Raw genomic sequence first — 15,219 nt, 5'->3', positions numbered from 1 at the left:
TATTAAAATCCGTATTTTGCAGACTTAAATCCAAGTTTCACCAAGCCTTGTTTTACTTCAGGAGCATTCATAAATAGCTTCCACAATAAACCTGAACGGTAATTTTCGATCATCACCACTTCCGGTCCCTGATCGATTGCCAGATATCTTTTTGCTGCCCAGTTGTTTTGTAAACTTACTGCATCATAAAATCCGGCTTCTCCCCAAGTTTCTTTTTTATGATTCTCGTATAAATTTCGAATTACAGCCAAAGATTCTTTTGGTGTATATACAATTGAACTAATTGCTGCAGTTGGTGAAATAACACCTTTGTCATTACTTGGCATATGTGCATCATATCCCACTGAACCATCGGGATTTCTAGAATAGGAAGCTGTTAATCCCCAATAATCAGCTCCGTAACCTTTAAACTTTTTTGGATTTTCGACACAATATTGGTAATCAATTTTTACCTGATTTGAATTTAGATCCCAATAATTCGCATATTTATCACTTAATTGATTCGGATCTAAGCCTAAATAAGAATAATGTGCCCAAAATAAAGGTCCACCGAATTCTTCTGCTCCATTGTGTTTTAAAATTAGAGGCAAATTATATTTGGTTTTAGAAGAAACAATTCCACCACTTCTGGCCCAACCTTCGTGATATACTTTTGCATCAATTGTATGTGTTGGCGAAGATGCTGCCATTACATAAGTAATCAAACATTCATTGTAACCCTGCAAAGGAAAATTCATTTGCCAGTCGTAAGTTGGCGACCAATGCCAGTACAATACATTTTTATTATTAGTAAACCAATTCCAGTCTACCCCTTTCCAAAGTTCATCGTATTTTTGAGCTACTTCTTTTTCTTTTTCAGAACCATATTTTAGATATTCACGAACCGTAATCATTCCTGCAACCAAAAATGAAGTTTCCACTAAATCCCCTCCATTATCTTTCATTCCGAATGGTTTTACTTTTCCCGTATTTCCATCCATCCAATGCGGCCAGGCACCATGAAAACGATCAGCTTTTGCAAGAAAATCAGCAATTTTTTTTAGTCTTTCAATACCTTTTTCTTTGGTAATATAACCGCGTGACATACCCGAAACAAGAGCCATTAATCCAAAACCAGAACCTCCTGTTGTAACAATATGGGCATCATTTTCAGGATAATTACCATCAGGATGAAAACGTTCTCTCGCTAAACCAGAATTTGGTTCGGCATAATCCCAGAAATAAGCAAAAGTTTGTTTTTGAACAGTATCTAAAAGCTGATCGTCTGTCAATTGTGCTGCAGAAGCACTTTCAGAAGTAACTTCTTTTGATTTATTTTCCTGTTTACCACAACCAAAAAGGGTGATAATACTAAATAGAATTGATAATCTAATCATTGCAAAATTTTAAAAAATTATTTTAAAAAATTACTCTCTTCAAAAAAGAAGAGAGTAATTTTGAAGTTTTAATTAGTAACCACCAGGGTTTTGTTGAGAAAGTGCTCCCGCTTCTCTTAAGAATGAAGTAGGAATAGGCCATAATTCATGCTTTCCAACAATGAAAGTTTTTCCATCTGCTGCCATAGCCGCTGCAGCTTGTCCTGTTCTAACAAGATCAAACCATCTGTCGTGCTCAAAAGCTAATTCTAATCTTCTTTCTTTCCAGATTGCTTTTCTAATATCTGCCTGAGAAGTAAAAGGAGTATCACCCAGACCCGCTCTTTTACGAATCATATTTACCAAAGGAATAGCTGCTGATGTTTGTCCTAATTCGTTCAAAGCCTCCGCTTTCATTAATATTACCTCTGCATATCTTAAGTATCTAAGATTTGTATCCGTAAATTCCTGATTATAAAAAGATGATGAATAGGCTTTGTAATTGTATCTTGGATTCGCTACAGTTGACGGTATTTCTCTGCCATCGTATAAAACTGAACCTCTGAAAATAATAGTAGCCGCTCTTCTTACATCGCCTGCTTCATAAGCATTCGCCAAGCCTTCTGTTGGTGTATTAAAACCCCAACCCCAACCTCCGGCACCACGCGGTGCCTGAGAAACTGAATAATTTCCAATTCCGAATCCAGGGCTTGAAGTTCCTCCAATTCCATCAATCTCAAAAATAGACTCTGGGCCAAATTCTCCTTCTTTTTTAAATTGTGCAGCATAATCTGCTACTAAACTGTATCCTGTTACTTTATCACAATTGTCAATTACATTTTGCCATTTCTTTTGATATAAATTTACTTTTGCTAACAAAGCATACGCAGAACCTTTAGATACACGCGTTTTGTCTTCAGCCCCATAAGCAGATTTATCTGGTAAATTTGTTATTGCATCATTTAAATCTTTTTCTATAAAAGCATAAACTTCTGCCGGTGTTTTACGGGTTAACTGCATAAGTCTATCTTCCTCTGAAACCGGAAGAGGGACATGATCTACAATAGGAACTCCGCCGTATCCTTTTACTAATGTAAAATACATAAAGGCTCTCATAAACTTAGCTTCACCTTCTAGTCTAACTTTTAAAGCAGGTGTTACCTTATCTAACTTAGGGAAAATATCCAAAGCCTGATTACATCTGTTTATTCCTGCATAATTAGCATTCCATGTAGATTGAAATGATGGAGTTGAAGCATTATAAGTTAAAGCATCCATAAGATCTTTATCACCACCAGCATCTCCCGGATCAGAACCTTTATCAGCATCATCTGAAATAATACTCGAAACTGCATTCCAACCGAAAGAAGACATATCCCAACCTAAAAACTGATTGTAAATTGCTGTAACAAAACCATTAGCTCCTGCATCATTATTGACCAACTCCACATCAGCAGGAATCGATTCTGTAGGGTTTACATCTAAGAAATCATCTGAACAACCGGAAAGAAATAATCCAGAAAGTACAAATATTGATATATATAATCTTTTCATAATATTAAAATTTTAAATTAGCACCTATAACAAACGATCTCAATGCCGGGTAAGCATCTAACTCAACCCCCTGAGTGCCTTCAACAAGTTTACCATCGCTAGTAACATCTGGTGAGAATCCTGAGAATTTTTGAGAAATAAACGGATTGATCGCGTTTACATATATTCTGCAAAAGCTAATAAACTGATCATCTTTAAGAGGAAGTTTATATCCTAAAGTAATGTTATTGATTCTAAAGAAATCTGCTGATTCCAGATAAAAAGTTGAAGCAAACGGAGTCTCATTAGAAGGTGCAGGATTAGAAGCTGTTGTATTAGTTGGTGTCCAGAAATCACGTGTCATTGAAGCTTCTATGTTTTCACCTCCAAAACGTTGCGCTTTTTTACCATTATACACTTTTGCTCCTCCTGTTCCATAACCATCAACAGAAAAATCAATGTTTTTGTAATTCAATCCTAAAGAAACTCCATAATTAGAAGTTGGTAAAAGTGAACCTACATATTTTTTGTCATTAAGTTCATCAAGCCCTGATTGAGCAACTTTATCACCATTTGCTTTATAGTACAACATTTGTCCATTTGCCGGGTCAACACCTGCATATTCATACAAATAAAAACTACCTAATGGCTGTCCTACTGAAGTATTATCCAGAATTTTGGTATTTTGACCATTTCCTAAACTTCCTCCAATAACTGGATTTAACTGAACATTTTTCAGGCCGGTAAGCTCATTTTTATTATGAGAAAAATTCCCTCCTACCCAGTAACTTAAGTTATCATTTATTTTGTCATCCCAACGCAATGCAATTTCATATCCTTTATTAGATACTTCGCCAACATGTGCAGGTGTAGCCAATGTAATTCCTGAAGTTGAATATGGTTTAACATTCAAAATTGTATTGGTTGTTTTTTTGTCATACAAATCAAAAGATCCTTTTAATCTATTATTTAACACTTCAAAATCAAAACCTCCTGAAAGCTCCTCAACAATTTCCCATGATAAATTAGGATCTACCTGAGAATTAATTGTTGTACCTGAACCGAGATCCGGGTAATCTAATCCAGAAGTAAATACCTGAGTATTAAGTGGTACATTTTGATTTCCTAATCGTCCCCATGATCCTCTAATTTTTAATAAATTAATTGGTTCAATATTACTTAAAAAACTTTCCTTAGATACAATCCATCCTAAACCCACGGATGGGAATGTTCCCCAACGTTTGTCTTCAGCAAATTGTGATGATCCGTCGCGTCTTACAGTACCTGTAACTAAATATCTATCTAATAATTTGTATTGAAAACGTGCAAAATAAGAGGCTAATCTTCTTTGATTTAAAGCCTCATCTTTATAACCTGTAACTGCACTTGCAACATTTACATCTTTTAAAGACCAATAGTTAGAATTTGGATTTACATTTTTTCTATCAATCGTTAATTTCTCTCTGGTACCTTGTACATTAGCCTCAATACCTGCTGTAACTTCTACATCATGAATTTCTGCAAAAATTTTATTATAAGTCAAATAGTTAGATAAATTCCAATTGAAGTATTCATCTCTTCCTCTCGTTAAAGTATTTGTGTTCAAACTTTTTGTATCGTAGCCTGATGCTACACGAGTAGGGTCTGCGGATAACCAAAGCGCTAGATTATCAACATAATTATATTGGTTGTAAGTATAATACTCTCCATTAAACTGTGAGGTAAATTTTAAAGATTTAATAATATCCCAATCTAATTTTAAACCTCCTTGCAAAATAACGCTTTCTTGTTGCTCATTCGTATAATCCAATTGAGCTACGGGATTACCAACATTATTAAAAGATGCTCCTGTTTCAGCTACAACTCCATTTGAAACAAATGGCACACCATATTTTCCATCAGCATAACGTACAGGAACTAATGGAGATTGTCTGTAAGCATTAGTAAAGGCACTCAAAGGCATTGGTGTATTTTTTATAGTACTTACACTAAAATTTTGGCTTATTCTAACTTTTTCAGAAACCTTGAATTCATTATTGTTTCTGATAGTAGTACGTCCGTAATCAGATCCATTCAAAATTCCTTTTTCTTCATAGTTTCCAACACTAAAAAAGTACTTTACATTTTCTGAAGATCCTGAAATCGCAATATTGTTTTGAGTATAAGATCCTGTTCTTGTGATCTCATCAAGCCAATCAGTGTTATAAGGCTGATTAGCAGAAAATCTGCCTTGTGGAAAAGCGTTGCTGAAGGCAGCATTACTATAGCGAACATACTCGTCGCTATTTGCCATTTTTACTTTTTTCAAAGGAGTTCTAACACCTGCAAAACTTTCAACATCTACAGTAAGTTTTCCTTTTCCGCTTTTGGTTGTAATCATAATTACACCATTTGCACCTCTTGTTCCGTAAATAGCTAATGATGAAGCATCTTTCAAAATCTCATAAGATGTAATATCATTAGTATTTATGTTATTGATATTCTCAGTCGGCATACCATCTACAACATATAAAGGATTTCTTCCTCCTAATGCAGTACCGGCTCCCCTGATCACGACTGAAGGTGTACTTCCTGGCGCATCTGAGGTCGATACCTGGACTCCCGCAGCCTTACCTTGTATAGCTTGAGAAGCATTCAACACTTTCATTTTCGTAATTTCTTCAGATTTAATTGAGCTAACAGCTGAAGTATTATCAATTTTCTTTCTTGTACCATATCCGATGACCACTACTTCTTTTAATGCAGTATCACCTGATTCTTTTAAGGTTATTGTCATTGGAGCCACAGTAGCTGGCACAGAAACAGCATCAAATCCAAGCATTGAAACTTTTAATAGTTCTCCTGCTTTTGCATTAATTGTAAAATTCCCGTCGAAATCAGCATCAACAGATGTACGGGATTGTGGAGCACTAATAACTGCTCCGGGAACTCCCATTCCGCTACTGTCTACTACTTTTCCTGTGATTGCCTGTCCAGACATATATGCCGGAAGCAATAAGAGCGCTAAAAAGCTAAAAATAAAATTTTTCATACAGTTCGTAATCGTTTAAGTTAGTAGAGCCAAATTAAACAATTACAACGTTGTAGTACATCAAACAGCACTACTACATAGCTACATCATTGTGTTAAAATTCAATTATACAGTATTGAAAATCAATATTATAAATGTTAAATAAATTTAATTAACACTACGTTATGATGTAGTAATGATGTATTGGAATTATATAAAAAACAATAGTAAAAAATATAAAAAATGTAAAATATGAATGCGAATCTTACACACTTAATAAAAACTTGGACAGGTTTTCTTCCTGAGAGAGATTTAATTTTTTTCGCAGGCGATATCTATGTAATTCTACACCTCTAAATGATATGTTCATCATGGGTGCAATTTCCTTGGAAGAAAGATTCATTTTTAGATAAACACACAGTTTTATATCTTTAGGAGTAAGATGAGGATATTTTTTTGAAAGGCTTATAATAAACTCGTTGTGAATCTGATTCAGGTTGGTTTCAAAAATTTCCCATTCGTGTTTATTCACTTCATTAATCTTAATCGCCTTTTTGATTTCGCTTTTAAGTTTGTTAAAGTCTTTTTCAGAATCAAGAATGTTCTGAATATTTTCAATCATTTCACTTTGCTTGGCAATTGACAAAGATTTTCCGGCAACTTCAGATGATTTCGTTTGCAATTCAAGTTCCAAAATATGCTTCTGGTATTCCTGCATATTCAATTCATTTTCTGCTTTTAATTCCATTTCAAGAATCTCTCTCTGATGTTTTAATTCTTCTGCCTGCAATCTTAATTTTTGCATGTAGCGAAGTTTATTCCATTTATAATAGAAAAACAGTACTGCTCCTATTATTAATAAGTATAACAAAATCATCCAAAATGAAAAATACCAGGGTTTTGCAACACTAAATTGAAAACTTACAACATTATCGTAATTTGCCCCATCATGTTTAAAAACATTTACAGAATGGTCTCCACTGCTTAAATTATTTAAAACAATCAATCCGTTTGCAACTGAAATAAATTCCTTCCCATTATCAAGTTTATAAAACAAATTAGGTTTGCTGGCTCCATAAATTCCAGAGATGACATTTATTTGCAATTCAGTATTATATTTGATTTTAGAATCATTTGGCGTTAAATTTTCATCATTAAAAGATTCAATCCTGACAGCAGAATTTTGCTTGTTCTCATATTTCAATTGTAGTGAAATAAAGCCATCATCAAGATTTAGCAAATAATGGTTTGCATGCTTAAAAATTCTTAAATTATCATTAATTAATTTTCCTTTATAATATTTCGCCTGAATAATATTCCAGAGAAATTTATTTCCGATAGCTTTAATATGATATAAAATTCCATCCTGAAGTACCATAAAATGATCTTCATCTATGCTTATTACATCAGAAACTTTTTTAAAATTCTGATTAAATAGTTCATTTTCTTCAAGTTTGTTGGTGATCGAGTTATAAGTGTACCATGAATTATTGATCACGAATAAAATTTCCTTTCTGAATTCAAATATCTTAACCCCAAAATCGTTTTTAATCTTGCTTTGTTGCGTGATATTTTCAACTTTCCTGGTTCTAAAATTGTCATCATATACAACACGATATAAACCTCGATAATTATCGGCTGCCCAAATTTCATTCTTTTTGTTCTGGGCTACATATTTTATGGGTTTAGAAAGTTCATTAATAACTCTCTTTTGAGTGAAATCTGAAAGATTATCATACACTACAACTCCACTATATGTCGATTGAAAATAATTATTATTAATACTGCTTTTAGATAAATTCCAACCACCACTAATGTTATTTATTTTAGAAAGAGAACCATTCTCATAGGAAAATGTTCCGTCGTTATGACCAATAATATATTTGTTATTAATTTCGGTAATATTCCATGCCTGGCCTTGTGTATTGGGCATCATTTTGAACTTACCCGAATCAAATTCAAAAACCCCGTGGTTTGTGGCAATTAAATAACCTTTATTTGTTGTAGCAACCGAGTAAACTGAACCTAAAACACCTGAATTATCATAGAATATTGAAATAGGAGAATTGATTTCAACATGAGCAATTCCATTATCTAAACCAAGCCATAAATCGTTTTCTTTATCAAAACCAATACTCAAAATCGAGTTATTCATTAAAACATTTTTTCTGTCAATGTTTTTATAGGTATCAGATTTAAAATCATAAATAAAAACACCTCTATTTCCAGTACCTACAATAAGTTTATTGTTTTTAGTAAACTTACCTACATTAATTGTAGAACTTTTTAAAATTTCATTTAATGGATTATTCCAGGGCTTTAAACCCTCTTTTTCTACGGTAAAAATTCCTTTTTTTTGTGTAAATATATAGGTCTTGTTTTGGTATTTTTCGATCGCATGAACGACACAATTTTTAAGTACATTCCATCCTTTTGGGTTTGCAATTCTTGATCCGCTCATTTTAAAAATGCCCTTCGCTACAGAAGCCACATAAAGATTTTGATCGACAACGAAACAATACGAGATTAAAAATGGAAATTTAATTTTCTGAATGTGTTTTCCGTTATAAATAAAAACATCATTGAATGACTGGAAATATAAAGAACCATTGAATCTGAAAATTTTCCATATTTCCTCATTATCTTTTTCATCAAACAAGCGCAGATTTTTAGTAATCGAAACGTAATGCATTTTACCTTCCTTTCTGTACCAGTAACCAAACTCTTTATAAGAACCAGAATAAATCTTATCACCTTCGATCAAAATTGAACGAATAATAGTTTTATTAGGCAATGTATATTTTTCCCATTTTACGCCATCGTATCGCAATAAATAATGATTGTTGGCAAAATACATCGCATTATCTTTTCCCTGAACAACATTCCAAATTTGATTATCGCCCTGATAATTTGATTTATTATAATTTTCAACAAAAGGAAGTAATTCTTGTGCGTGAATTTGAGAAGCGATGAAAAAGAAGAAAAGTGATTTTAGAAGTATCGATTTCAAAATATTCAGTTTTATAGTCAAAGATACTGACAAATATTTAATAAGTAAAAAAGCCTCCCAAATGAGAAGCTTTTTTTATTACAGTTCGTATGTTATTTAATTTTGAAGCAAATGATAAACCTGATTTGCAATTTCATATTCTTCATCTGTTGGAATTACCAAAACTTTTGCCTTTGCATTTTGTTTATTAATTTCTCGAATAGATTTCGAACGAACTTGATTTTTTTCTTCATCCAATTCAATTCCAAAATATTCCATTTCTGTACAAACTAATTTACGCATATAAGAAGAATTTTCGCCAATCCCGGCCGTAAAAACAATGGCGTCTAAACCATTTAATGCTGCAGTATATGCACCAATAAACTTTTTAATACGGTAGGCATTCATTAACAAAGCCAATTGGCATTCTTTATTTCCTTTTTCAGCTTCGGATTCAATATCACGCAAATCACTATAGCCGGTAAGTCCTAACATACCACTTTGTTTTAATAAAACTGCGTTTACTTCATCAGCTGTATAACCAAGATTTTTAATCATATAAAAAACGATCGACTGGTCGATGTCACCTGAACGTGTCCCCATTATCAGACCATTTGAAGGAGAAAAACCCATTGTGGTGTCAATACATTTTCCGTTTTTAACAGCAGCCATACTACAGCCATTTCCCAAATGAATGGTAATAATTTTAGAATTGTTTTCTAAATACTCAATTGCTTTTTCAGAAACATATTTGTGGCTTGTTCCGTGAAAACCATACACACGGACTTTATTTTCTGTCAAAAGATAATTTGGAATTGCGTATTTATAAGCCACTTCAGGCATTGTTTGATGGAAAGCAGTATCAAAAACCGCAATTTGCTCTGCTGAACTAAAGATTTCCTCAGCAACATTAATTCCTTCTAAGTTAGCGGGATTATGCAATGGAGCCAGTTCAAAAAGCTGTTTTATTTTTGCTTTTACCTTTTCATCAATTTTCACAGTATCACTAAAGTCACTTCCTCCATGCACTACGCGATGACCTACCGCCGCAATTTCTGAGGTTGATTTAATAACTCCTTTTTCAACATCCAAAAGCATATTGGCCACTTTTTGCAAACCAACTTTATGATTGGAAATTGGAGATGTTTCTTCTATCGAATCAGAAGCTGTTTTAAAAGTAATATTTGAAGTTTCTAACCCTATACGATCAATCATACCGGAACAAATTACTTCATTCGTTGGCATTACCATTAACTGATATTTTATTGATGAACTTCCTGAGTTTATAATTAGTATTTTCATTTTTTCAAAGTTGCTAAGACGCTAAGTTTCTAAGTTACGGAGCTTTTATAGAAGCCGTTTTTTTAATTTTTAATTATTTATATAATACGTGAATTAAGAACAGATTAAAGTAGATTTTTATTGATTTTTGAACTCATAACTTATAACTCAAAATTCATAACTTATAATCCCTGTGCCTGAATTGCTGTGATTACTACCGTATTAATAATATCATCTACGGTACAACCGCGGCTTAAATCGTTTACAGGCTTGTTTAGACCTTGTAACATTGGTCCGATTGCTAATGCTCCGGTTTCTCTCTGAACGGCTTTGTAAGTGTTGTTTCCTGTATTTAAATCCGGAAAAATAAGCACACTCGCCTGCCCTGCTACTTCAGAATCGGGCATTTTACTTTTGCCTACAGCGCGATCTACTGCTGCATCATACTGAATTGGACCTTCTATTTTTAAGTCCGGACGTTTTTGTTTTACTATTTCTGTCGCCGTTCTAACTTTCTCTACCTCATCACCTTTTCCTGAAGTACCGGAAGAATACGAAAGCATAGCAATTTTAGGTTCAATTCCGAAAGCCGAACTTGAATCGGCTGATGAAATCGCAATTTCTGCCAATTGCTCTGCCGTTGGATTTGGATTAATGGCGCAATCTCCAAAAACCGAAACCCTGTCTTCTAAACACATAAAAAAAACAGATGAAACAACAGATGAATTTGGTTTGGTTTTAATGAATTGTAATGCCGGTAAAATGGTATGCTGTGTGGTATGTGCCGCTCCCGAAACCATTCCGTCAGCGTGTCCTTTATATACCATCATCGTTCCAAAATAAGAAACATCTTCCATTAAATCCCTTGCCATAGTAATACTTACATTTTTGGCTTTTCGTAGCTCATAATAAGTATTGGCATAATCTTCATAAAACTCAGATTCAATTGGATTGATGATTTTTATTTTTGAAAAATCAAAAGTTATTCCGAGTTCGGCAACTTTACTTTCTATTTGTTTTTTATCACCAATCATCGAAATGTCAACAACATCCATGGTCAGTAATCTTGAAGCCGCAATAATAATTCGTTCATCTGTTCCTTCAGGCAAAACAATATGTTTACGATGCTGTTTTGCCCGTTTCACCATATTGTATTGAAACATTTTTGGCGTCATTCCTTCCGCTTCAAACGTAATTACTCTTTGAGACAAAGCCTCGACCTCTACGTATTTTTCGAAAGTATTAATCGACGTTTCTATTTTATGGGTATTATTAGCGTAAATTTTCGATTTGATCGATCCAATTTTGTTTGTTACATTATAAGTTCCTCCTTCAACTGCAATAATGGGAACAATAGACGATAGTCCTTCAATAAGCTTTAAAATACTTTGTTCCGGAATAATATTTCCGGTCAGAATAATTCCTGAAATTGTTGGATAATTAGCAGATTCATTAGCTTGTAATGCTCCCAGAATAATATCCGAACGATCTCCGGGTGTGATTACCAATGCATTATCATGTAAGTGGACTAAATAATTATGCAGCTGCATAGCACCAACACTAAAATGCCCAATTTCATTGTTTAGATAGTTTTCACCAAACATTACTTTTGCGTCAAGCTCATTAACGATCTCCTGCATAGTTGGATTATTCAAACTGGAAATCAGCGGAATTGTGTTTACCAAAACGTTGGCAGGTAAACTTTTCTGCAATCCTTTTGTTACCAATTCGATATTTTCAGGCTGAACTTTGTTCGCAAAAACGGACAAGACCTCAACTTCTTTTATTTTGAAAGAATCATAAACAAGATATAAACTATCAACTAATTCATCTAAGGTTTTACCAACACCGGAACCAATGATTATAGTTGGGATTCCGAGGTTTTTTGCAATTAAAACATTTGTATCTAATTCTATGGAAGTTCCTTCACCAGTAAAACTTGTTCCCTCCACGAGAACAAAATCAAAACGTTCTTCAAGCTTTTTATATTTTTCGATAATTAAATCTAAAACCTCGCCTATTTTACCTTTATTTTTTTTCTTGATTAATTTGCTTTTGGTAATGGCGTAAGCATCTTCAAACTTTATATCCAAATTAAAATGGGAGAGCACAGTTTCAATATGATTGTCTAATTCTCCATCTACAAAATCTTCTACAATAGGTCTAAAATAGCCCACTTTAGCTGTTTTGCCAATCAAGATACTCATCAAACCGAGTGTAACAATCGATTTTCCGCTATTCTGATCACTTGTTGCTATATATATCGCTTTACTCATAATTTATTATTTTGAAACTAATGTGTAATTGTAAATTTTAATCAGGAAAGTACTAAAACCAACGTCTTTTTTTGAAATAGATAATCAAGGCTATCACCAATAAAAACATAGCTCCCATGACCATAAAATAGCCGTTTCTCTCTTTAAGCTCCGGCATATATTCGAAATTCATTCCATATACTCCAACAATAAAGGTAAGCGGAATAAAAATGGCAGAAATGATCGTCAGTGTTTTCATAATTTCATTCATTTTTCGGCTTTGTTCCGAAAAATAAAAGTTAGAAGCACTTTCTAATGAACTCATATCCGAATCAATTTGTTCTAAAAGCTCTAAACTTTTTTGATGCAATCTGATGAAAAAATTAAACGTTTCTTTTTGAATTAAACTGTTTGTATCATCGTCTTTAATAGTCTTCAGATAATATAATGAATCACGTAACGGTATGATAGAACGCTTTAAAAAATTAAAGTTATCACGATGATTTTCAATCTTTTCTAAAATAATCGGATCGGCTCCTTTTTTGGTTAAATCAATTAATTCTTCGATATTATCCTCTTCATCTTCTATCGTAATGTAAAAATTTTCCATTACCGCATCTAGCAATAAATACAGTAAATAATCTACTTTTTTTGTTCTTACAATCCCTGCGTGCATGCGAAGACGCTCGCGTATATGAGTAAAAAAATCACTTCTTTTCTCCTGAAATGAAATCAGAATTCCATCTTTCAGAATAAAGCTCAACTGCTCTACTTTAAGACCATCAGAATATTCAGAAGGCAAAAGCGATTTTATGTTAAAAAATAAAACATCCTGCTGTTCTTCTAATTTGGTTCTTTTGGTAGTGTTTAAAATATCGGCCAATAAAAAATCATCCAGCTTAAAATGAGCTCCAATTGTTTTGATTAATTCGAGATTATTTAATCCATGAATATTCAGCCAATTATTTTTACTGTAATCAATACAGGTATTTAAGGCAAAAACGGTAAATTTTTCATATTCGATAACATCAGCATCGTCATATACAAAAAGCTGCATTTCTGATTCATGATCTTTATGAGATCCAGTATACTCTAAACTAGTATGTTGCAGTTTGCGTCCTTTTTTGTATTTTATCTTTCTCATTCAAAATGATTTATATAGTAATATTACAAAAAAGATTTCGAACGGGAAATGACAAATGTCATTTTGATGGGGATAAATTTCGCATTGAATATTTTTATTTGTAATATTTGTACTACTTAATTAAACCCGACAGGTTTTAAAAACCTGTCGGGTTTGCTGAACGAATTGAAACATGCAAATAATTGAACCACTTGAATTTGGAAAATATTATCATATCTACAATAGAGGTATTAACAGTGAAAACATTTTTAAAGAGAATAGGAATCATGAATATTTTTTAACCTTATATGCTAAACATATTAATCCAATTGCAGATACTTTAGCGTGGTGCTTACTAAAAAATCATTTTCATTTATTGGTTAGAATTAAAACTTTTGACGAGATTATTCAAAATAGAAAACAAAATGAATTCAACAAAACAATTGCAGCTCATCAATCCTTTGGTAATTTATTTAATGCCTACACAAAAGCAATAAATAAAGGCTATTATAGACATGGTGCGTTATTTGAAAGACCATTCAAAAGAAAATTAATTGATAATACCATTTATTTACAATCAGTTATAAATATATCCATTATAATCCAGTAAATCATGGATTTTGTGAACATCCAATTGAATATCCTTGGAGTTCATATATAAGTTGTCTTTCTGAAAAGCCAACAAAATTAAAACGTGAAAAAGTCATTTCATTATTTAAAAATATTGAAGGTTTAAAAACTTTTCATACTAAAAATGAAAACTTTGATTCATTAGAGGAATTTCTTAATTTATAAATAAACCTTTTTAAACGCATAGAAACCAGACATGTTTTAGCTCAAAATCTCATAAAAAAAACAACTCTTAGACAGTCCTGTTTTATCGCACAGCAAACCCGACAGGTTTTTAAAACCTGTCGGGTTTAACACCTAACATAAATCCATAAAAAAACCGAACTATTTCTAGTTCGGTTTCACAATTATATAATACAAAGTTTTATTCAGACAATACAGTATAAGATAAATTTGTAAAAACTCCATTTTTTACCTCAAAAACATCAGGCGTCACTATTTTAGTTTGTAACACTCCTTCTTTTTTTGCTATAAAACTAAAAGTTCCGGAAACCGTTTTTTTCACAGGGTCCATGGCTGTAATTGTTAATTTTCCACTCTGGGCAAAATGCTCTGTGTAGGTATTTCCATCAATCAAATAAGTATTAACAAATAATGCGTCAATTTTGTCGTTTTCCTCATCAAGAATATAGTCTTTTAATGGCATGGCATCAGCCGTGGTTAAGTCGCTTCCGCATGCTAAAGACAACATTTGAGAGTTATCCTGAATACTAATATCAAAACGTTGCGCTTTTGCACTTTTCACTTTAATTAAGGTAACACTATTAATTTTAGTTGGCTTCCATTCTGCTCCGTTTACAGTTGCTGAAACCGAGCTGTTTTCATCGTTTTCATCACTACTGCAGCTTGTAAACAAAATAGATAATAACAATAATCCTCCGAGAATTTTCTTCATAGTTTTTAGGTTAAGTTTTGGTTTATTTTTTTTCAAATTAAAGACTAAAACTTGTAAAAAAAGTACGGGAATCCTCATTCCTTGCAAATAATTCTAACTAACACTTTACGAGATAGTCTGGGTCATTATTCTGCATAAAAAAACCGGA

Annotated in this window: 9 protein-coding genes; 1 reads left to right on the top strand and 8 read right to left on the bottom strand. The window is 32.8% G+C overall.

Annotated elements, in window-relative coordinates; translation table 11 throughout:
- Window positions 1-2: 2 nt before the first annotated feature.
- The 7 genes from AC6CH4_RS05045 to corA all read right to left on the bottom strand — a co-directional run bounded on the left by AC6CH4_RS05045 (window position 3) and on the right by corA (window position 13,567).
- The gene (locus AC6CH4_RS05045) at window positions 3-1,376 is read right to left on the bottom strand and encodes a glucoamylase family protein (RefSeq protein ID WP_498100741.1); all 1,374 of its coding nucleotides are present in this window, start codon (window positions 1,374-1,376) and stop codon (window positions 3-5) included.
- A 72-nt stretch (window positions 1,377-1,448) separates the two neighbouring features.
- Window positions 1,449-2,909 carry a RagB/SusD family nutrient uptake outer membrane protein gene (locus AC6CH4_RS05040; RefSeq protein ID WP_498100739.1) on the bottom strand — a complete coding sequence of 487 codons (1,461 nt, stop codon included), beginning with the start codon at window positions 2,907-2,909 and terminating at the stop codon, window positions 1,449-1,451.
- Between the two features lie 4 nt (window positions 2,910-2,913).
- Window positions 2,914-5,919, bottom strand: a complete 3,006-nt coding sequence (locus tag AC6CH4_RS05035) for a SusC/RagA family TonB-linked outer membrane protein (protein ID WP_498100737.1) — start codon at window positions 5,917-5,919, stop codon at window positions 2,914-2,916.
- A gap of 244 nt (window positions 5,920-6,163) precedes the next feature.
- A complete protein-coding gene (locus AC6CH4_RS05030; protein ID WP_498100735.1) occupies window positions 6,164-8,908 on the bottom strand; it encodes a helix-turn-helix and ligand-binding sensor domain-containing protein in 2,745 nt (914 codons plus the stop codon).
- 96 nt (window positions 8,909-9,004) lie between these two features.
- The gene (locus AC6CH4_RS05025; protein ID WP_498100733.1) at window positions 9,005-10,189 is read right to left on the bottom strand and encodes an acetate/propionate family kinase; all 1,185 of its coding nucleotides are present in this window, start codon (window positions 10,187-10,189) and stop codon (window positions 9,005-9,007) included.
- A gap of 161 nt (window positions 10,190-10,350) precedes the next feature.
- Window positions 10,351-12,444 (bottom strand): phosphate acetyltransferase, encoded by a 2,094-nt coding sequence (pta, locus tag AC6CH4_RS05020; RefSeq protein WP_498100731.1) that lies wholly within the window; start codon window positions 12,442-12,444, stop codon window positions 10,351-10,353.
- A gap of 52 nt (window positions 12,445-12,496) precedes the next feature.
- Complete coding sequence (gene corA / locus AC6CH4_RS05015; protein WP_498100729.1) at window positions 12,497-13,567, bottom strand: magnesium/cobalt transporter CorA; 1,071 nt, start codon at window positions 13,565-13,567, stop codon at window positions 12,497-12,499.
- Window positions 13,568-13,739: 172 nt separating this feature from the next.
- Here corA and AC6CH4_RS05010 point away from each other — a divergent pair, with 172 nt between their 5' ends.
- Window positions 13,740-14,156, top strand: coding sequence for a transposase (locus AC6CH4_RS05010; protein WP_498100727.1), 417 nt, complete (start codon window positions 13,740-13,742; stop codon window positions 14,154-14,156).
- 384 nt (window positions 14,157-14,540) lie between these two features.
- On the opposite strand, the gene AC6CH4_RS05005 is transcribed toward AC6CH4_RS05010, so the two are convergent.
- A complete protein-coding gene (locus tag AC6CH4_RS05005; protein ID WP_498100725.1) occupies window positions 14,541-15,071 on the bottom strand; it encodes a DUF6252 domain-containing protein in 531 nt (176 codons plus the stop codon).
- Window positions 15,072-15,219 lie beyond the last annotated feature (148 nt).

The organism is Flavobacterium sp. GQ95 (assembly GCF_059758655.1).
The sequence above is the reverse complement of the archived record's forward strand: the minus strand, read 5'-3'. Positions and strand labels throughout refer to the sequence as shown.